Source organism: Kitasatospora dryopteridis, assembly GCF_050749075.1.
In the GTDB taxonomy this organism is placed as follows: domain Bacteria; phylum Actinomycetota; class Actinomycetes; order Streptomycetales; family Streptomycetaceae; genus Kitasatospora.
In genome coordinates, this window is sequence record NZ_CP192750.1 from 1 (window position 1) to 17,416 (window position 17,416).

Annotated in this window: 22 protein-coding genes; 7 read left to right on the forward strand and 15 right to left on the reverse strand. The window is 69.9% G+C overall.

Features of this window, described 5'->3' with window-relative positions; all coding sequences use genetic code 11:
- Window positions 1-102: 102 nt before the first annotated feature.
- The 3 genes from ACQ614_RS38610 to ACQ614_RS38620 are packed head-to-tail and all read right to left on the reverse strand — an operon-like array spanning window position 103 to window position 965.
- A complete protein-coding gene (locus ACQ614_RS38610) occupies window positions 103-609 on the reverse strand; it encodes a hypothetical protein (protein ID WP_431684161.1) in 507 nt (168 codons plus the stop codon).
- A gap of 42 nt (window positions 610-651) precedes the next feature.
- A complete protein-coding gene (locus ACQ614_RS38615) occupies window positions 652-828 on the reverse strand; it encodes a hypothetical protein (protein WP_431684162.1) in 177 nt (58 codons plus the stop codon).
- Window positions 825-965 (reverse strand): hypothetical protein, encoded by a 141-nt coding sequence (locus tag ACQ614_RS38620; RefSeq protein WP_431684163.1) that lies wholly within the window; start codon window positions 963-965, stop codon window positions 825-827. Before ACQ614_RS38620 ends, ACQ614_RS38615 begins: the two co-directional genes overlap by 4 nt.
- 382 nt (window positions 966-1,347) lie before the next feature.
- On the opposite strand from ACQ614_RS38620, the gene ACQ614_RS38625 reads away from it, so the two are divergent.
- Complete coding sequence (locus tag ACQ614_RS38625; protein WP_431684164.1) at window positions 1,348-1,998, forward strand: hypothetical protein; 651 nt, start codon at window positions 1,348-1,350, stop codon at window positions 1,996-1,998.
- Between the two features lie 228 nt (window positions 1,999-2,226).
- Here ACQ614_RS38625 and ACQ614_RS38630 read toward each other — a convergent pair whose 3' ends face one another.
- Window positions 2,227-2,385: a hypothetical protein gene (locus tag ACQ614_RS38630; protein ID WP_431684165.1), complete on the reverse strand. Its 159-nt coding sequence runs from the start codon at window positions 2,383-2,385 to the stop codon at window positions 2,227-2,229.
- A 571-nt stretch (window positions 2,386-2,956) separates the two neighbouring features.
- Between ACQ614_RS38630 and ACQ614_RS38635 the strand changes: the two genes are divergently transcribed.
- Window positions 2,957-4,153 (forward strand): IS110 family transposase, encoded by a 1,197-nt coding sequence (locus ACQ614_RS38635; RefSeq protein ID WP_431684166.1) that lies wholly within the window; start codon window positions 2,957-2,959, stop codon window positions 4,151-4,153.
- A gap of 8 nt (window positions 4,154-4,161) precedes the next feature.
- On the opposite strand, the gene ACQ614_RS38640 is transcribed toward ACQ614_RS38635, so the two are convergent.
- The 8 genes from ACQ614_RS38640 to ACQ614_RS38675 all read right to left on the reverse strand — a co-directional run bounded on the left by ACQ614_RS38640 (window position 4,162) and on the right by ACQ614_RS38675 (window position 12,246).
- The gene (locus tag ACQ614_RS38640; RefSeq protein ID WP_431684167.1) at window positions 4,162-5,382 is read right to left on the reverse strand and encodes a beta-ketoacyl-[acyl-carrier-protein] synthase family protein; all 1,221 of its coding nucleotides are present in this window, start codon (window positions 5,380-5,382) and stop codon (window positions 4,162-4,164) included.
- On the reverse strand, window positions 5,382-5,612 hold the full coding sequence (locus ACQ614_RS38645) for an acyl carrier protein (RefSeq protein WP_431684168.1): 231 nt from the start codon (window positions 5,610-5,612) through the stop codon (window positions 5,382-5,384). Before ACQ614_RS38645 ends, ACQ614_RS38640 begins: the two co-directional genes overlap by 1 nt.
- Window positions 5,613-5,672: 60 nt before the next feature.
- Window positions 5,673-6,695, reverse strand: a complete 1,023-nt coding sequence (locus ACQ614_RS38650; RefSeq protein ID WP_431684169.1) for a beta-ketoacyl-ACP synthase III — start codon at window positions 6,693-6,695, stop codon at window positions 5,673-5,675.
- A gap of 13 nt (window positions 6,696-6,708) precedes the next feature.
- Window positions 6,709-7,716: a PhlD gene (locus ACQ614_RS38655; RefSeq protein WP_431684170.1), complete on the reverse strand. Its 1,008-nt coding sequence runs from the start codon at window positions 7,714-7,716 to the stop codon at window positions 6,709-6,711.
- 328 nt (window positions 7,717-8,044) lie between these two features.
- Entirely contained in the window at window positions 8,045-8,200 is a 156-nt protein-coding gene (locus ACQ614_RS38660) for a hypothetical protein (protein ID WP_431684171.1), read from the reverse strand.
- A gap of 152 nt (window positions 8,201-8,352) precedes the next feature.
- The gene (locus ACQ614_RS38665) at window positions 8,353-9,597 is read right to left on the reverse strand and encodes an IS256 family transposase (protein ID WP_431684172.1); all 1,245 of its coding nucleotides are present in this window, start codon (window positions 9,595-9,597) and stop codon (window positions 8,353-8,355) included.
- A 251-nt stretch (window positions 9,598-9,848) separates the two neighbouring features.
- A complete protein-coding gene (locus ACQ614_RS38670) occupies window positions 9,849-11,189 on the reverse strand; it encodes a hypothetical protein (protein ID WP_431684173.1) in 1,341 nt (446 codons plus the stop codon).
- 337 nt (window positions 11,190-11,526) lie between these two features.
- The gene (locus tag ACQ614_RS38675) at window positions 11,527-12,246 is read right to left on the reverse strand and encodes a hypothetical protein (RefSeq protein WP_431684174.1); all 720 of its coding nucleotides are present in this window, start codon (window positions 12,244-12,246) and stop codon (window positions 11,527-11,529) included.
- Window positions 12,247-12,679: 433 nt separating this feature from the next.
- On the opposite strand from ACQ614_RS38675, the gene ACQ614_RS38680 reads away from it, so the two are divergent.
- Window positions 12,680-12,892 (forward strand): hypothetical protein, encoded by a 213-nt coding sequence (locus ACQ614_RS38680; RefSeq protein ID WP_431684175.1) that lies wholly within the window; start codon window positions 12,680-12,682, stop codon window positions 12,890-12,892.
- A gap of 271 nt (window positions 12,893-13,163) precedes the next feature.
- On the forward strand, window positions 13,164-13,877 hold the full coding sequence (locus tag ACQ614_RS38685; RefSeq protein ID WP_431684176.1) for a hypothetical protein: 714 nt from the start codon (window positions 13,164-13,166) through the stop codon (window positions 13,875-13,877).
- A 15-nt stretch (window positions 13,878-13,892) separates the two neighbouring features.
- Here ACQ614_RS38685 and ACQ614_RS38690 read toward each other — a convergent pair whose 3' ends face one another.
- Window positions 13,893-14,084 (reverse strand): helix-turn-helix domain-containing protein, encoded by a 192-nt coding sequence (locus ACQ614_RS38690; RefSeq protein WP_431684177.1) that lies wholly within the window; start codon window positions 14,082-14,084, stop codon window positions 13,893-13,895.
- Between the two features lie 193 nt (window positions 14,085-14,277).
- On the opposite strand from ACQ614_RS38690, the gene ACQ614_RS38695 reads away from it, so the two are divergent.
- The 3 genes from ACQ614_RS38695 to ACQ614_RS38705 all read left to right on the forward strand — a co-directional run bounded on the left by ACQ614_RS38695 (window position 14,278) and on the right by ACQ614_RS38705 (window position 15,366).
- Window positions 14,278-14,943, forward strand: a complete 666-nt coding sequence (locus tag ACQ614_RS38695) for a recombinase family protein (protein WP_431684178.1) — start codon at window positions 14,278-14,280, stop codon at window positions 14,941-14,943.
- A 124-nt stretch (window positions 14,944-15,067) separates the two neighbouring features.
- Complete coding sequence (locus tag ACQ614_RS38700; protein ID WP_431684179.1) at window positions 15,068-15,211, forward strand: hypothetical protein; 144 nt, start codon at window positions 15,068-15,070, stop codon at window positions 15,209-15,211.
- Window positions 15,208-15,366, forward strand: a complete 159-nt coding sequence (locus tag ACQ614_RS38705; RefSeq protein ID WP_431684180.1) for a hypothetical protein — start codon at window positions 15,208-15,210, stop codon at window positions 15,364-15,366. Before ACQ614_RS38700 ends, ACQ614_RS38705 begins: the two co-directional genes overlap by 4 nt.
- 6 nt (window positions 15,367-15,372) lie before the next feature.
- On the opposite strand, the gene ACQ614_RS38710 is transcribed toward ACQ614_RS38705, so the two are convergent.
- On the reverse strand, window positions 15,373-16,080 hold the full coding sequence (locus ACQ614_RS38710) for a 4'-phosphopantetheinyl transferase family protein (RefSeq protein ID WP_431684181.1): 708 nt from the start codon (window positions 16,078-16,080) through the stop codon (window positions 15,373-15,375).
- Between the two features lie 129 nt (window positions 16,081-16,209).
- Window positions 16,210-17,415: a cytochrome P450 gene (locus tag ACQ614_RS38715; protein ID WP_431684182.1), complete on the reverse strand. Its 1,206-nt coding sequence runs from the start codon at window positions 17,413-17,415 to the stop codon at window positions 16,210-16,212.
- Between the last annotated feature and the right edge of the window lies 1 nt (window position 17,416).

The window sequence follows — 17,416 nt, forward strand, 5'->3', positions numbered from 1 at the left end:
TGCCCTGTTCCACCTCCGGTCCCGGGGTGGAACGCCCCGCCGTCCCGGAACGCCGAAGCCCCCGGCGCTGCTCCCCGGGGGCTTCGACTGTTACAGGGTGGGTCACCACAGGCCGTCCTGCCACGCCCCGCCGGGCTGGCCCGCGATGATGGCCCGCTCGATCGCGGCCTCGACGTCCTCGTCGGCGGCGAGGGCTGCCTTGATGGCGTCCCGGATCGCCACGGCCCGGCCGGCGGCGCCGCGGGTGTCGGCGAGCGCGTGCCCGGCGAGTCGGCTCCGGCTGGCGTAGTCGAGCACGTTGTCCGCCCGGGTGCCGGGCAGCCAGTGCGCCGGCTGCTGGCAGCTCGGGGAGTCGCACCGGTGCCGGACCAGCTCGGCGGCCTGCAGCGCCTCCAGTCCGTACGCGAGGCCGAACCCGAGCACGTGGACGCTGACCACCCTGCTGGCCGGCCCCGACCCGGCGCGCATCTTCCCGTGGCCGGAGTCGCTGATGCCGCCCAGCCACCACTCACACCGGCCCGGCCCGCGCCGGAGGATCTTCGCCTCGTACCGGCGCCGGGTGGCCGGGTCGGCCAGCAGCGTCGCCCACGGCACGTCATCACGGGCCACAGCTAGAACCGTTCCAGTGTGCAGTGCTTGCAGTTCGCTGCCTCACCGGACCCCCTCCGGCTCGTCCTCGGCCAGCTCGTCGCCGGAGGCGTCGCCGAGCAGCTTCGCCGCTCGTGCCTGGACGGCCTGGCGGCTCATCCCGGCGGCCGCGCCGAGCACCGAGTAGTTGTCGTGGGCCGGATCGTCCCACGCCAGGATCTGGTCGAGCCTGGCGTTCACCGCGGCCTCCGCGAGCTTGGCGGCCTTCTTCGCCTCGACCCGGCGCGGCCCAGCACCGCGCCGAGCTCGGCGACCAGCTGCGCCCGGGTCTTCGCCCGGACCTCGCGCAGGGCCTCGACGTAGCCAACCAGCAGCACGTCGTCCTCGGTCCCGGCGCGCTGCTCGCGCTCGGCGAGGTGGACCAGGAAGGTTATTCAAAACCGCTCGATCGCCTCCCGGTCGGGCTGCGGCGGCAGCCGCTCGTCGGTCACCTCTCGCACCCGCACGCCCGTCGGCAGCGATCCGTCGAATCGCTTCACGTTCCCCATGACAACTAACTTGTCACAGTTGGCCGGAAGTGGGTCAGCGGCCCCCGGAATCGGTGCTGAGCTGGCCGGATCGTCCTGCGCCTGCTGGCGGCCGCGGGCGCGGAGCGGGTATCTGTAAGGGCGTCAGCTGGTCGAACATGAGAGTCGGTGGTCCCCGGTGTTGTGGCGGCGGTACGCGGCACCGGGCTCCCGCCGGGCCTGGCGGCAACGGATGCGCCTGCAGCGCCGCCTGGAACTGCGGGCGGCCGGCCTCGGCCCGTTGACGACCCGCGAGCTCCGCCCCGCGCTGATCGCCCTCGCGGTCGCCGCAGTGGTCGCGATCTTCTGGCTGGTGTGGTGCTGGCGGCTGCTCGGTGGCCTCGGTCTTGCGCTCGGCGGCTCCCTCTACCTCGCGCTGCTGGCCCGCCTGGTGCTGTGGCGCGGAGCGGTCGTTCGCCGTCGGCGCGGCCGCTTCACGGCGGCGGAGGCGGAGGCGCTGACCGACGCCCAGGTGCACCGGGTCGTGCTCGCGCTGCTGCGGCGCGACGGCTGGCTGGTCGCCTGGCAGCCGTACCAGGGTCGGCCGCGGATAGTGGGCACCGACTGCTCGGGCCAGCGGCCGATCGACGTGACGTTCCGCCCGGTGGACTGGAAGGAGGACGACGAGACCGGGCCCGCCCCGGCTCTCCGCGCGGCCGGCAACGCGGTGCGCGACGGGACCGTACGGCTGCTGGTCACCCTCGGCACGTTCCCGCGCGGCGACGTGCTGTGGGCCTCCCGGCAGGGCCTGCACCTGGTCAACGGCAACCTGCTGCGGAGGTGGGCGGCGGGCGAACGGATCAACCAGTTGCTCGGCATCGTGCCCGGCCGGCGGGTCAGCTGACTTGTGGCGGGGGGTCGCGGACGCCATAGGACTGACCGCCGACCAGCTCTACGGCGTCCGCGACCCCGACCGCGGCTGCGTAGTGCCTGTCGCCTTCCTCCTCCACGGCAGCAGAAGCGGCCCCATACCAGGACAAAAGCGCCAACTGATTGATCTTGGGTGGAACTCGTACTCCCTTTCCACATCGCGGGCCGGATGCGACCGCTATCGTCGTGGCGCGCCGCTGGCTCAGTCGGTCAGCATGAAGCCGGTGTCGACGTGGCCGGCCCATCCCGCCAGGCGTTCGATGAGCGTGTATGCCATGCGATGCGCCCGGTGCCACAGGCCCAGGACTGCCCGCCCGACGGTGATGGTGACGGTTGTTGTCGGGTGCTGCGGTCTGCTCATCGGTTTCTCTCCTTCTGCCCGGAGACTCGGCTGCCATCTCCCGGTGGCCTGGAGGCTGAGGGCGTCGTCTCTGCGGGCGATGTCCTGGGCCGGGGTGGGGCCCGGGGCGCTCTCTCCCGTGCCCGGGCCTCACCCCGGCCCGGTCCCGCCCGCCCGTGGCCGCGTGGGCGGACCTTCCCCGATCCTGGGTCCCCACGACCCGGGGCCGGGCTGCCGGCCCCTGCTGTCCAGGCGGGGCCGGAAGTGAAAGAGGTCAGACATCCCATGCAGCTATCGGGCCGAGGCCGTTCATAGTCAGCAATAGACGGCATACCTCGAACGCGGGGGCGGGGTGTCAGGCCGCTCTACCTTCTTGAACGGGTTGATCGGGCCATTCGTAAGGTTGGGTCCCCCAGGGGTGCTGGGTGTGGCTATCAGGCCGCTGCCGTCTCGTGGCTCCCGCCGCTTGGCCGCCCGGCACCCCACGACGACTCGGCCGCCGATTAGGAAGTACGAGCAAGTCGCTGTGTAGAGCAATGCCGGCGAGGTCGTCCGTGGTACGAACAGCGCGAACACGCACGTCAGGAGCATGATGAGCCGGATATGGGCGGGGATCGACAGCGGCAAGGGCCACCACCACGGCCTGGCCCTGGACCCCGAGGGCAAGACCCTGCTGTCGCGGCGGGTGGCCAACGACGAGCCCGAGTTGCTGCAGCTGATCGGCGACGTCCTCGCCCTGGCCGACGGCGGCCGGGTGACCTGGGCGATCGACATGACCGGCGGCGAGCCGGCCCTGCTGCTGAGTCTGCTCGTCGCCCACGGCCAGGAGGTCCTGTACATCCCCGGCCGCCTGGTGAACCGGGCGTCCGACGGCTACCGCGGTGAGGGCAAGACCGATGCCCGCGACGCCTACGTGATCGCCGACCAGGCCAGGATGCGCCGCGATCTGCAGCCCGTCCGCCCCGGCGACGAGGCCGCGATCGAACTCAGGCTGCTGACCGGCCGACGCGCCGACCTGGTCGAGGACCGCACCCGCGCCGTCAACCGCCTGCGCGGCACCCTGCTGAGCATGTTCCCAGCCCTGGAACGGGCCCTGGACCTGGCCAACACCGGTCCGCTCAAGCTGCTGACGGGTTACCAGACCCCGGCCGCGATCCGCCGCGTCGGCGTCGCGCGGCTGGCCAAGTGGCTGGCCAACCGCAAGATCCGCAACGCCAGGGCCCTGGCCGAGACGGCCGTTGAGGCCGCCCAGCGTCAGCACACCGCCGTCCCCGGGGAGAAGACCATCGCCAGGCTGGTCCACACCCTGGCCGAGGGGGTGATGGCCCTCAACGAGCAGATCGCCGAGATGGACAAGCTCATCGAGGGCCGGTTTCGCGAGCACGAACTCGCCGAGATAGTCGAGAGCGTCCCCGGTATCGGCACCGTGCTCGGCGCCGAGTTCCTGGCCGCCGTCGGCGGGAGCCTGGACAGCTTCGCCTCCCCGGACGCCCTCGCGGCGTTCGCCGGCGTCGCTCCCGCGCCCCGCGACTCGGGGAAGGTCAGCGGCAACCTCCGCCGCCCCAGCCAGTACCACCGCAGGCTCCAACGCGTCTTCTACACCTCCGCGCTGGTCAGCATCCGGTGCGACCCGAACTCGCGGGCGTTCTACGACCGCAAGCGCGCGGAAGGGAAGCGGCACGTCCAGGCCGTGATGGCCCTGGCCCGACGACGCGTCAACGTCCTGTGGGCCCTGATCCGTGACCGACGGTGCTACCACGTCACACCCCCAGTGACCGAGACCGCTTGACAACGACATTAGGAAGCGGCAATCGCTAGGACGGCGTTCTGGCCGCCGAATCCGAAGGAGTTGCTCAGGGTGAGGTCGACCGGGCGGGCGGTGGCCGTGGTGGCGAGGGCGATGTCGATCCGGGGGTCGGGGGTCTTGAGGTTGGCGGTGGGCGGGATCAGGCCTTGCTCGACGGTGAGGACGCCGAACACCGCTTCCACTGCTCCGGCTGCACCCAGCAGGTGTCCGGTCGATCCCTTGGTAGAGGTCACTAGCGGGGAGTCGGGCAGGACATGCCGGATTACCCTGGCCTCGGCCAGGTCGTTCAGTGGAGTCGAGGTGCCGTGCGCGTTGACGTGCCCGACGTCGTGCGCGGTCGCGCCGGCATCGGCCAGCGCGGCCCGGATAGCTGCCTCCACTCCGGTCCCTTCCGGGTGCGGGGTGGTCATGTGGTGGGCGTCGGCGCTCGCCCCATAGCCCACCACGCGGGCCCGGATGCGGGCGCCGCGCGCCCGCGCGTCGGTGGCGCGTTCCAGGACGAGTACCCCGGCCCCTTCCCCCGCGACGAAGCCGTCGCGGTCGGCGTCGAAGGGGCGGGAGGCCGAGGAAGGATCGTCCTCGCGCCTGGAGAGTGCACCCATCTGGGCGAAGCCTGCCATGACCAGCGGGGTGATCATGGCCTCGCTGCCCCCGGTCAGCACGATGTCGCAGCGATCCAGCGCAAGCAGGTCGCGCGCGGTGCCGATCGCGGTCGCGCCGGAGGCGCAGGCAGTGGCAACCACCAGGTTGGGGCCGGTGGCACCGAACTCAATGGCAGTCTGACCAGCCAGCATATTGGGCAGCTGCATCGGGAGCAGCAGCGGTGAGACCTGGGCGGCGCCCTTCTTGACTAGTACTCGGTGCTGGTCCTCGACGGTTCCGGGCCCGCCGTCGGCGCAGCCTAGGACTACGCCTACTCGGGCGCCGTCCCAGGTTGCTGGGTCGAGTCCGGCGTCGGCGATCGCTTCCTGGGCTGCGACCAGTGCGAATTGGGTGAAGCGGTCGAGGCGGTGGGCGCGGCGGCCGCCAAGCAGTTGTGCGGGGTCGAAGTCGGGCACCCGGCAGGAGATGTGTACGGGGTTGTCCTCCAGGAGGGGGTCGTGGGCGGCGCTGGGCTGGCCCTCGCAGACCGCCGCCCAGCTCGGTCCGACTCCGATGCCGCCCGGGGTGACCAGGCCGAGCCCTGTAACGGCGATGTTGTGATGGCCCATCAGGTCTTCGTGCTCCGGCTCTCGATCAGCTTGGCTATCTCTTCGACGGTTTCGGCGTGCAGCAGTTCGTCGTCGCTGATGGTGATGCCGAGTTCGTTCTCAAGGGTTAGAGACAGTTCGACGACGGCGAGCGAGTCGAGCTCGATGTCCTCTTTGGTGGCTTCCGGAGTGATCTGTTCCGGCGACAGCTTGAGCTTGCTGACGAGGATTTCCTTGAGGGTCTCGAACACGGTGGTGGTTCCTTGCGGTGTTGGTGGGGTGACAGGGGTGGCTGTGTTCCTGTGTCGTGTTCAGGTCTTGAGCTCGGGCCAGATGAGGGTGGTGGCGCCCCAGGTGAGGCCGCCGCCGAAGGCGGTGAGCAGCACGTGCTGCCCAGCGGCCAGGCCGCCGTCTGTGGCTGCCTCGGCGAGGAGGAGCGGGATGGAGGCGGCTCCGGTGTTGCCGACTCGCTCGATGTTGGAGAGCTGCTTCTCGGTCGGCAGGCCGAGCCGTTCGGCCACGGACGTGAGGATTCGGGCGTTGGCCTGGTGGGCGGCGAACCGGTCCACGTCGTCGATGGCCCAGCCGGCCGCGGCGATGGCCTGCCGGGAGGCGTTGGTCATCCGTTCCACGGCGTGCCGGTAGATGTCCCGGCCGCGCATCTTGAAGTGCTCGTCGCCGGGCCCCGGTGGGCGGCCGGAGGAGCGCTGCCGGGATCCGCCGGCCGGCACCTCGATCAGGTCGCTGAGCTCGCCGTCGCTGCCCAGCACCACCGGCCCGACCGCACCCTGCTCGCCGGCGTCACCGGCGCGCAGGACCATCGCCCCGGCCCCGTCCGCGAAGATCACGGCGGTGGAGCGGTCGTCCGGGTCGACGAGGGTGGTGAAGGCGTCGGCCGCGATCAGTAGAACCCGCTCGGCGGTGCCGGCGGCGATCAGGCCCGCGGCGGTCGCCAGCGCGTACAGGAAGCCGCTGCACACCGCCGAGACGTCGAACGCCGCCACGCCGCTCTGCCCGAGCCTGGCCGCCACTTCCGGTGCGGTCGCCGGGCAGGGGCGGTCGGGGGTGGTGGTGGCCAGCACCACCGCGTCCACCCGGGGCTCCCCCGCGGACTCCAGCGCCCGCCGCCCGGCCTCCACGGCCAAGTCGGAGGTGGCCATGCCGGGGGAGACCACGTGGCGGGTGGCGATGCCGGTACGGGTACGGATCCAGTCGTCCGAGGTGTCCAGACGGGCCGCCAGGTCTTCGTTGGTCACCAGGTCCGGCGGCAGGTAGCAGCCGATCCCGGTGGCCACCGCCGCCCGTGAGGCCGGCAGGTGGGAGAACTCGGTCATGAGCCTTCCCCTTCTAGAGCCAGTCGACCCGGCTGGCTACGAGGGTCACTCCTGGTCCCACGCCGACCATGAGGCCGTGGGTGCCGGTTGGGGGCGGGTCGGCGAAAGTGCGCGTCAGTACATCGAGAAGCGAGACGGATCCTATGTTTCCCATTTCCCGAAGACTCTCCCGGGATAGCGCCAGAAGTTCGGCGTTGCACTGGAGGCCAGAGATCAGTGTGTCCATCACCCGAGGGCTTCCGGGGTGCGCGACGATGAAATCCGGACTCGCTTCGGCCGCCGGAGGGCAGGTCCGGTTGAGCCATTCGACCAGGTGCGGCAGTGCCGAACCGACAGCATTGATCAGCCGGAAGGAGTTGTAGCCATGGAAGCCGTCGTCTTCCAGCCGGATACCCACGATGTCGGAACTGTCCGGCACCACGTACTGCCATGACTGGGTCATGACCGGCCCGGGCCCGTCTGTGCCACCGCGGACAACACACGCGCCGGCGGCGTCCCCGAGAATCCCTCTGAAAATCATCGCATCCATGCCCGCGTCAGCATGGTGCAGGAACGGAGTAAAGACATCCGCACAGACAACCAGCACATTGCTGCCCGGATGGACGGCGGTATGCTCTGCGGCCTTCGCCAAGCCATAGGCCCCGCCAGCGCAGCCCAGTTGGGTGACGGGCGTGCGGTGGACGGTCGCCGGGAGCCCGAGCCGGCCGATCAGGTGGATGTCCACTCCGGGCATGGCATAGCCGGTCGACGTAGCGCAGACGAGAGCACTGATGTCCTGGGGCCGGACCTGAGCCGACGCGAGCGCATCCCGCGCGGCTTCCTCCGCCAGACTGCAGGCATCCTGGAAATGCGCCCGCATACGCTCACCCATTGACACGGCCGGGCGGGCGATTTCCTCCAGCGGCCGAGAGAACGGCCGCGTCTGCACCGTTGTCGCCTGAATGGTTTTCAGCGCATACTCAATCCTCGGATGATCTCGGTATTCATCCGCAAGGAATTTAACAAGAATCTCCGTTGACACCCAATAATCAGGGGTCCGGACACTGGGGCGACAGATGACTGACAATTTGTTTCTTTCCCCACTCCCCCGAAAATAGCGCTTGCCAGAGCCCCCTCAATCTTCAATTGCCTCCGGCAGACAGATTTGCCTTCCGCCGGGCGCGTCACTCATTCGGAAATAACTGGCAAATCGGACATATCTACCGTCGCGAAGGGGCGCCGCCAAGCATGAGTAGTTGATACTCAACAAGTGCGCGTTGATCTTTGGGCTGACCTGGGGTCTCGCCGGTAATGCTGTGCGGGTCCAGCCAAGGTGAGCCCCAAAGCCGCCATGGGATGATCCTGGTGAATCAGCAGTGCGGCTCGGGGAGGGCGTTCTCGGCCGGGTTGCGCTCGTCTTCCCGGCCGTCCTGATCGGTCCAGGCGCCGAACGGGCCGGGCAGGCCGTGCTCGCCGACGCCGAGCTGGAGGGCACCGCCCTTGAGTCGGTGCGGTCCGGGGATCATCGGGTACCTCCGTCGATCTGGGCCGGGATGTGGCGGGCCCGCAGCTCCTGCAGGTCGGAGATGTGGTTGTAGAGGGTGCCGGGGCTGACGCCGGGTCACGTCCGGCGGAGTGGTGTAACGAAGCCGCGGTCACTCGGTGATCCGGGGTCAGGCTATGCGGTCAGGGCTTGGGCGGAGTTGTCGGTGTCGGCGGGGGCGGTGGTCTCCAGGGGGCGGAGGCGGCAGCGGGCGAGGATCTCGGGGCCCATGTAGCGGCGCTGCTCGGTCCACTCGTCGTTCTGCTCGGCCAGGACCGCGCCGATCAGGCGGATGACGGCGGTGCGGTCGGGAAAGATCCCGACGACGTCGGTGCGGCGGCGGATCTCCTTGTTCAGGCGTTCCTGCGGGTTGTTGGACCAGATCTGCTTCCACACCTCGCGGGGGAAGGCGGTGAAGGCCAGCAGGTCCTCGCGGGCGGCGTCCAGGTGCTGGGCCGCGGCGGGGAACTTCTCGTCGAGTGCGGTGATGACCTGGGCCATCTGGGTGCGCACCGCATCCGCGTCGGGCTGTTCGAAGACGGTCCGCAGCAGGGTGGCGACCCAGGGCTGGGCGGACTTCGGCGCCTGGTTGATCAAGTTCCGGGCGTAGCGGGTGCGGCAGCGCTGCCAGGCGGCGCCGGGCAGGGTGGCGCCGACCGCGGCCACCAGGCCGGTGTGCGCGTCGGAGACCACCAGCTGCACCCCGGTCAGGCCGCGGGCGGTCAGGGAGCGCAGGAAGGCCAGCCAGCCGGCGCCGTCCTCGGCCGTGGCGATGTCGATGCCGAGGATCTCGCGGCGGCCCTCGGCGTTCACACCGACCGCGATCAGGCAGTGCACGTTCACCACCCGGCCGCCCTCGCGGACCTTCTGGGTCAGCGCGTCGACCCACACGAAGGTGTACGGGCCGGCGTCCAGGGGCCGGTCGCGGAACTCGGCCACCCGCACATCCAGGGTCTGGGCCATCCCGGAGACCTGGGACTTCGACAGCCGGGTCACCCCCAGGGCCTCGGCGAGCGTCTCCACCCGGCGGGTGGAGACCCCGAGCAGGTAGCAGGTGGCCACCACGCTGATCAGGGCCTGTCCGGAGCGGCGCCGGCGTTCCAGCAGCCAGGCCGGGAAGTACGAGCCGGACCGGACCTTGGGCACGGCCAGGTCGATGGTGCCGACCCGGGTGTCCCACTCCCGGTGCCGGTAGCCGTTGCGGTGGGTGACCCGGTCCGCGCTCGGCCGGCCGTACTCGGCCCCGCAGACGGCGTCCACGTCCGCGGACATCATCGCCTCGGCGAACGTCTTCACCATCTGCCGCAGCAGATCGGGACTCGCCGAGGCCAGGTTCTCCTCCAGCCAGGCGGCGAACGGCACACTCTCAAGTGCGGTCATCGGTTCTCCTTCAAGATCAGTAATGCGTTCTCGAAGGATCAGCCGGTGACCGCTCTCATGCCCGGACAACACGCCCATCACAGGGCCCTCTGCCCGTTACACCACTTCCCTGGACGCAACCTGACGCCGAGCAGCTTGGCGATCGAGGTGATCGAGTGTTCGGGGTTGGGGAGCATGTCGCGGGCGGCCCGGATGATGTGTGGTTCTAGATCTCGGCCCTCGAATGAGGGGGTTCGGATACGGAGCGACTGTTACCGGTCCTGCTGGGACCGCCACGTGCGGGCCCGGTAGATCTCCAATGGGCTGGGCTGGCCGACGTCCTCGACCGCAGCCTGGGCGGCGAGGAAGTCCGCTTCGTCCTCGCGCTGCCAGCGCCTCGCCGGTGCCTCGGCGGCGCGGCCTACCTCGACGGCCTGCTGTTGGCTCTGCCGCAGGGCGGCGCGGGCCACGGCGAGGCCGGCCGTCATGGGCTCGCGTTCGCGGACGTTGCGGGCCACCAGCCGGGCGTACTCCACGCCCTGGTCGTCGGCGCGGTACCCGTCGGGCAGCGTCGGCCTGGCCTGACCCCACTCGGGGCGGGTCTTGATGATCCGCCAGAGCCGGAACCCGACCAGCTCGGCGAGGGACCGGGCGGAACGGGTCTGGAACGTCGCGGCCTCGATGACCTCGGTCCGCGTTGCCCGCCGCAGGGCCAGCGCGGCGGGCTCCACCAGACCGGCCAGCTCGCGCGCGGACAGCAGCCCGGACCCTCCCCGCTGGTGCTTCCACCAGCGCTCGCACCGGGCGAGCACCTGCCGCGCGTCGGCCAGCTCCTGGGCGGTCGGCTTGTGCCGACGGTGGGACGGTCGCCGCGCGGGTTCCGGGATGGGCTCGCTGATCGCCCCTGGGATGGTGAACGTTTCATCCAACAGGGGATAAAACGCCGTCGCGGTATAAGGAGACGTCTGACACTCAACATCAGAGCTGTTGTCTGGTGTGACGTCAGGGGCGGTGCGGGGCTCGGGGAACGGGTCCGCCGGCGGGACCAGGCACACCGGGGTGATGGGCGCCTGGGAGAGGTGCCCGGCGTAGGTGTCGGCGTGGTCGGGCTCCGGTAGGGCCTCCTCGTTCCAGAGCTCGAGTTCCTGGGCGAGGTCGTCGGGGAGGTCGTTCACCACCAGGTCGACGGGGACCTGGAGCTCGTAGCGGGCCGGGTAGCCGGGGGCGGCGTGCTGGGTGCAGCGGATCCACCCGCGCTGGCAGGCCGCTTTCAGGGCACGCCAGGCGGACCGCTCGGAGATGTTCCGGGCGGCCTTGTAGGTGTTGATCAGGCGGGGCACGTCAGCGAGTCGACCGCGGGGGCCGGCCTCGTAGGTGGCGTGCTGCAGGAAGGTCTGCAGGGCGTCCCCGTGCTCGCCCCGGTAGTGGGCGAGGCAGGTCAGCCGGTACCAGGTGGTCCGGTTGGTGCGGGGGAACCGCAGGATGGAACGGGCGGAGTCGGTCTGCGTGCTCGACGTGGAACGCGGAACTGAGCCGGTGGAAACCGGGTTGGAACGCGGCGTGTCAGATCGGGGCAGTGCTGTGCAGACCGGCGAGCTGACAGCTATAGTCATCTCCCGGATAGGCGTGCAAGAGCGCGGGCCTCCCGACCTTCGACCCCGGCAAGTTTGGCGACCTGGGTGGGGCTGAAGGACAAGAAGCGAATATGTGGTTGTACGTGGCGTGCGCCTCACTGGGACGGGAATCCCGGATGGGGCGCTTCTGCTTTTCCGGCCTGTGTAGGCGGCTCCAAGGTCGGTGTGTTTAAGCCATCGGGCAGCATTTCACAACTCTGACCGTCCGTGCCGGTGATGACACGCACTCATCGAATCGTGCGTAGATCATCCTGATTCGTCCCCGGCCGGATCCCGCACGGCGGGATCCGGCGCTGGGGGCCCGGCTCCGCTTCGGTCACTCGTGCGTGGCGGCTTCGGCTCGGATCTCGGCGGCCTTCGCTCGGGCGCCGGCGGCGAGCTCGGCGGACTCCGGCCGGTCCTGCTCGATGGCGATGCGGTCCAGCAGTGCGGCCTTGCGGTCCAGCAGCCTGGCCCGCTCCTCGCCCTTGTAGTTGCTGAGGTTCTTCGTCGCGTGGTTGATCGCGTCGAGCAGGTTGTTCAGCTCGTCCGCGGTCGACAGCGTGGGCAGGTTGCGGCTGACCGCCTGCTCTCCCAGCCCGTGCTCGGCCGCCCACTGGTCCAGCCGCTTGGCGGTGGCGGTGGGCTCGTACGCGGCCTCGTGCAGACGCTGCCACGCCAGTGCCTTGGGGCGGTCCGCCGGCGGCGGCACGATCGGCTCCACCAGGCCCAGCTTCCACTCGGCCTCGGCCTCGGCGTACCGGGTGTGCGCGGACTGCCGGGTGATCCCGCCGACTGCCTCGCCGATCTCCTCCCAGCTGGTGTGGCGCTCGCGGGCCCAGAGGACGGCGGCCCGCAGCACGTCCTGGGCGGACTCCACCAGGTTCAGCGCGCTGCTGATCACCTCGTACGGGTCGTCGTCGTTGCGCGGCGGGACGAAGCTGATCGCGGACTTCGCGAGTTCGGCGGCGTCGTGGGACAGGACCAGTCGGGCCAGCGCCTGGCGCGAGTAGCCGTACCGGTCGTCGGGGTTGGGCTGAGTCTCCGTCTTCGCCATAGTGTCATTCTACTCCTGACATGAACTATCTGTCAGCAATTCTCTGACATTGCGGGGCGTGTTCTCCGTGGGTGTGCGCCCCCGGCGCTGCCAGCAATTCCCCTCCTGAGCTGGGTGGTTCCCTCGTTGGGCGGCAGGGCTCCGCCGAGCGGGGGCGTCGTCGGGGTGCAACCCCCGGGCGCTTTTCCCGGGGGTTGCGGCCTGGCGGCGGCTCTGCTCCCCTTGGGCTGCCGTCCGACGAGGGGGCCGACCAGCCCCCCCCCCCCCCCCCCCCCCGGCACCACTTCTCACCCCGACGGTGGGTCGGTCCCGGCACGGATCTTGGGGCACCCCCTCCGCAGGGTGGCCCGCCGGAGGCATCTCTTTGACCTGCTGGTGCACGGAGTTGATGTCGCGTACGGTCCGGGCCGGGCAGGCGTGCCAGGCTGGGCGGGTGGACGCTGAGGACCGGGCGTATCTGCAGGGCCTGCGGGCGGCCGCAGCCGCGCTGACCCCGGCGGAGCGTCAGCGCTGGGAGCATGCCGCGCTGCTGGCCAACGTGGTGTGCTGGGGCGACGACCTGGCGTCCGAGACGTCCCGTGAGCTGTGGGACGCCATGCTGACCTCGCTGCGGGTTCTCAGCCGGCCCCGGTCAACGCCCGATTGACGTTCAGGCGACGGGCGGCGGCGGGCTGTGCCAGGGTGGGCGCCATGAGCGACACGGGCACCCGCCTCGACGCCTTCGCGGGGCGCCAACCGGAATACGTCAGAAACGTGCCGTAGCTGGTGCAGATAGGATCGGCCGGACCGGGCGTCGTCGGTCTGGTTGGAGGAGCGGGCCGACCGGTTTCGCCTGTTCCGTCCTGGCCTGCTGTGGAGCGAGGTGAATCCCTGTGGGATCGGTTCCCGAATCCAGGGGCGAGGGCTCGCCCTCGGAGATGCCGGACGATCGCGTGGCGCGGTTGCTGGGCCGGCTCGTGCCGGAGGTGCTGGACCACCCTCTTCCGGCTCCTGCGGATACTGCCGAACCGTTGCGCTGGCTGCTGGGGGCGATCGGCGACGGTGTGACCCTTACCCAGGTCGGGTACTTGCCCAGCCGGCTCGTGACCGAGGCGTTCGCCCGCTATCCGCACTGGTACCCGATCGGGAAGGGCCCTCGTTCCGAGGCCGACTTGTTCCAGCTCGCCCATCTGCACGAACTCGCCCGGCGTCACAGGCTGCTGACCAAGCGCCACCGCATCGTCAAGCTCAGCTCCGCAGGCCGCATGCACCTCACCGACCCCGAAGTGCGCCAGAACACCGCCGTTCTTGCCTGGCTCGGCACCGGCCGTGCCCAGCACCAGGCCGCGGAAGCCGCGGCGTGCGCGCTGTGGCCCGGGCCGCTGCCCCACGACGAACTCGAAGACACCGTGCACCGCGTGCTCGACGCCTCCCTGTGCCACGCCGACGGAACCCCCGTCACCCGCGACGACACCGGCCGGCTCCTTTGGCAGTGGCTGCACACTGGCCGGGAACTGGACTACCTCCACCGCGATCGCGGCCCCGGACAACCGACCGCACTCACCGCCACCGGACGCCCCGCGGCCCTTGCGCTCCTACGCCAGCTGGCACAGGCACCACGAGGCGGCCGGGAGACGGGGAACTCACCGTAGCCCGTCGTCGGTGCGTCACCTGCGCAGATAGCGGTGCAGGGAGGTTTTCGGGATGCCGGTCTTGGCGGCGATCCGGCCGAGGCTGCTGCCCTGGTTCTTGAGCAGCTTCGCGTACTCGATCTTGTCGGCCGGGTGGGCGACGGGGCGGGCGTGGGCCGCGCGCTCGGCGGTGTGTGCCCTGTTCTCGTATACGGCCTCGGGGATCAATGGAACCGTGGTTATCGGCAGGAGCGATCATGGAGTTGGAGCGGCGCTGCCCGCAGCCACCCTTCAGAAAACCATCGTTTCCTGAAGACCACTGGCCGGACCGCCCGACGACCCCTCAAGGCCTTCAAAAACTCCTTCAAAAACCGAGGCCGTTCAAGAACTCCGGCACACCGTTTTCTGACAGAATCCGGGCGTGAGCAACCCCTTCGAGCCCGACGCCTCCGACCTCCTGGTCGCCGAACCCGCCCACCGCACCGAGATCCTCATCGGCTACGCCCGGGTCTCCACCGGCGAACAGAAGCTCGACCGCCAGATCGACGCCCTCACCGCCGCTGGCTGCCGCAGGATCTTCGCCGACAAGAAGTCCGGCAAGGATGACCTGCGGCCCGAGCTCAAGGCCTGCCACGCCTTCCTCACCGCCGGTGACACTCTGGTGGTCCCCGCGCTCGACCGTTACGGCCGCTCCCTCAAGGACCTGGTCAACATGGTCGGCGAACTCCGCCGCCGTGAGATCGGCTTCTGCTCGCTGCACGAACGCCTGGACACCACCACCCCCGGCGGTCGGCTCGTCTTCCACGTCTTCGCCGCCCTCGCCGAGTTCATCCGCGAGCTGATCGTCTCCGGTACCCGCGAAGGCCTGGACGCCGCCCGCGCCCGCGGCCGCGTCGGCGGCCGGCCCACCGTGGCCACCCCCGAGATCATCCGCGCCGCCCGCGACATGCTCCCCAACCCCGAGAACTCGATCACCTCGATCGCCAAGCTCCTCGGCGTCAGCCCTGGCACCCTCTACAACCACATCCCCGACCTGCAGGAGCTCCGCGCCTCCGGCCGCGTTCCGAACCAGCTCACTGGCAGCTGACCGCTCCCGCTACTGGCCGTTCCGATCCTCCCCGAGGGCCGGCCTGGCCTCCGCCCGCGCCCGCGGCAGAGTCGGCGGCCGGCCCACCGTAGTCAACGCGGACATCATCCGGGCCGCCCGCGACATGCTCCCCAACCCCGAGCACTCGATCACCTCGATCGCCAAGCTCCTCGGCGTCAGCCCTGGCACCCTCTACAACCACATCCCCGACCTGCAGGAACTGCGCGCCGGCCACATCCCGGCCCAGATCGACGGAGGTACCCAGTGATCCCCGGACCGCACCGACTCAAGGGCGGCGCCCTCCAGCTCGGCGCCGACGAGCACGGCCAGCCCGGCCTGTTCGGTGTCTGGACCACCGGTGACCAGGCACCGGGGACGCTGGAGAGCACGGACGATCAGACCGATACCGAGCTCCAGCCCTGAGCACCTTCACGCTTCCAAGATCACACCATGGCCCCTTTTACACGTACCTTGGCTGGACCCCCGATAGTGCCCTTCGAGACAGTCCCAGCGGAGGTCCCTTGTTCGTGTCTGCAGCGGGCGGGGGTGGCCTGTGGTGTGTGCGACTGCGGCCGCTGCGTGGTGGTTGTCCCCGAGGTCGAGGTCGATCACGGTCCATCCGGGTGGGGCCGGGATGGTGTGGTGGGGTCCGTGGGCTGGCCGTGTGCCGAGGTGGACGGAGTCGGGGGCTACGGCGAGGCCGGTTCCGGTGCCTTTGAGGTAGGCCTCTTTGCGGGTCCAGCAGCGGGTGAAGGCGGCCGGGCGTTCTCCGGGAGGCAACAGGTGGATTTCGGCTTGCTCGTTGGGGTGCAGGTGGGGTGTTACTTCGGCAACGACCTGGGGGGTGGCTGTGGCCTCAATGTCCATGCCGACGGGCGTGCCAGCGATCCCGTAGAGCACCATGTCGCCGGTGTGGGACATGGAAAAGTGCAGTGCCGGGTCGGCGGTGGTGGCCGGGCGTCCGTGCGGTCCGCCGCACAGGGGGCAGGGCTCGCGCCGCAGGACCACCTCACCCGGGTGCAGCCCCAGATACGAGCCGAGCAGTGTGCGCAGGCCGAGGTGGGCGGCGACGTACCGGGAGCGGTCGACCGGTCGCTGCAGGGCTGCCGCTCTGCGGCGTTCCTCGGTGTCGAGCACGTGCTCGGCTGCTTGCGGGAGAAGCGCGGACTCTACTCGGAGGATCCAGATATCGAGGGTGTCGGACGCCGGGTAGGGCAGGTGTTTGGCGGTGCCGGGTGGGAATTGCCGAGTGGCCATGGGTAGCTTTCACGGCCGTCCGGGAAAGGTGAGTGGGAGGCTGTCGGCTCCGTAGATGATGGCGCCGGGCGGCCGCCACTGCACCGGTTCGGTGATGTGGGGTGCGCCGAACCGCTGGGCGAGGACGGTGAGTGCTTCGCTGATCTCCAGCTTGGTGAGCATGATGCCCAGGCAGCGGTGCAGGCCTCCACCGAAGGCCAGTTGGTGGGCCTCGTGTTGTGCGGTGATGTCGAACCGGTCACCGTGCGGGTAGGCGCGGGGGTCTCGGTTGGCGGCCGGGTTGCAGACCATGATCATGGTTCCGGCGGGGATGTCCAGACCGCGGAACGTGATGTTTTCGAAGGCGTAGCGGATGAGTGCCTGGGAGGAAGGGCACCAGCGGATCGCCTCGTCGGTGGCGCCGGCCGCCAGGGCGGGGTTGCGGCCGAGGAGATCCCACTGGTCGGGGTGGTCGGCGAAGGTGGCGAGTGCTCTGCCGAGTTGGCAGGTGACCTGGTCGTGTCCGGCGAAGATGAGGGTGAGGATGAGGTTGCGGAGTTCGTCTTCGCCGAGTTGTCCGTCCTGGTGGGCGGCGAGCAGTGCGGAGATGAAGTCGTCGCCCGGCTGGGCGGTGCGGCGGGTGATCAGGGAGTCGACGTATTCGGTGAGGTGGATGACGGCGGCTTCGACACGGGGCCGGAGGGCGGCGAGGTTGCTGTTGAAGACCAGGCCGATTTCGTCCGAGTAGTGGCGGAACCATTCATGGTCTTCGGTGGGCACGCCGAGTGCTTCGCAGATGACGCGTGCCGGCAGGGGGTTGGCGAACGTCTCGATGAACTCGCACGTCTGTCCGGGCGTGATGCGGTCGGCCAGGTCCTGGGCGGCGGTGCGGGCGAAGGTGCGCAGGGCCTCCACCCGGCGCGGGGTAAAAGCCTTGGAGACGAGCTTGCGGAGCCGGTCGTGGTCGGTGGGGTTGATCTGGCTGAGCATGTGGGTGAACCAGTCGTACAGCGGACCGTCGGTGATCCCGTGCAGTTCCATGTACTTCTGGCCGTCGTGGCCCAGGCGCGCATCCCGGGCCAGTTCCCAGGCTTCGGCGTGCCGCAGGACGAGCAGGCCAGCCGGGGTGGTGGCGTACCAGGCGGATTCGCGGGCGTGCTGCAGGTCGGCGGATTCGAAGCTGAACTCCGGGTCGAAGGTGTTGAAGAACGGGACTTCGCCGGTCGTGGTTACCATG

What these genes read in the sequence shown, in the direction of transcription:
- ACQ614_RS38625 (WP_431684164.1), top strand. Translation starts at nt 1,348, where the DNA reads ATGCGCCTGCAGCGCCGCCTGGAACTGCGGGCGGCCGGCCTCGGCCCG.
- ACQ614_RS38630 (WP_431684165.1), bottom strand. Translation starts at nt 2,385, where the DNA reads ATGAGCAGACCGCAGCACCCGACAACAACCGTCACCATCACCGTCGGG.
- ACQ614_RS38635 (WP_431684166.1), top strand. Translation starts at nt 2,957, where the DNA reads ATGAGCCGGATATGGGCGGGGATCGACAGCGGCAAGGGCCACCACCAC.
- ACQ614_RS38640 (WP_431684167.1), bottom strand. Translation starts at nt 5,382, where the DNA reads ATGGGCCATCACAACATCGCCGTTACAGGGCTCGGCCTGGTCACCCCG.
- ACQ614_RS38650 (WP_431684169.1), bottom strand. Translation starts at nt 6,695, where the DNA reads ATGACCGAGTTCTCCCACCTGCCGGCCTCACGGGCGGCGGTGGCCACC.
- ACQ614_RS38660 (WP_431684171.1), bottom strand. Translation starts at nt 8,200, where the DNA reads ATGATCCCCGGACCGCACCGACTCAAGGGCGGTGCCCTCCAGCTCGGC.
- ACQ614_RS38665 (WP_431684172.1), bottom strand. Translation starts at nt 9,597, where the DNA reads ATGACCGCACTTGAGAGTGTGCCGTTCGCCGCCTGGCTGGAGGAGAAC.
- ACQ614_RS38670 (WP_431684173.1), bottom strand. Translation starts at nt 11,189, where the DNA reads ATGACTATAGCTGTCAGCTCGCCGGTCTGCACAGCACTGCCCCGATCT.
- ACQ614_RS38675 (WP_431684174.1), bottom strand. Translation starts at nt 12,246, where the DNA reads ATGGCGAAGACGGAGACTCAGCCCAACCCCGACGACCGGTACGGCTAC.
- ACQ614_RS38685 (WP_431684176.1), top strand. Translation starts at nt 13,164, where the DNA reads ATGCCGGACGATCGCGTGGCGCGGTTGCTGGGCCGGCTCGTGCCGGAG.
- ACQ614_RS38700 (WP_431684179.1), top strand. Translation starts at nt 15,068, where the DNA reads ATGCTCCCCAACCCCGAGCACTCGATCACCTCGATCGCCAAGCTCCTC.
- ACQ614_RS38715 (WP_431684182.1), bottom strand. Translation starts at nt 17,415, where the DNA reads ATGGTAACCACGACCGGCGAAGTCCCGTTCTTCAACACCTTCGACCCG.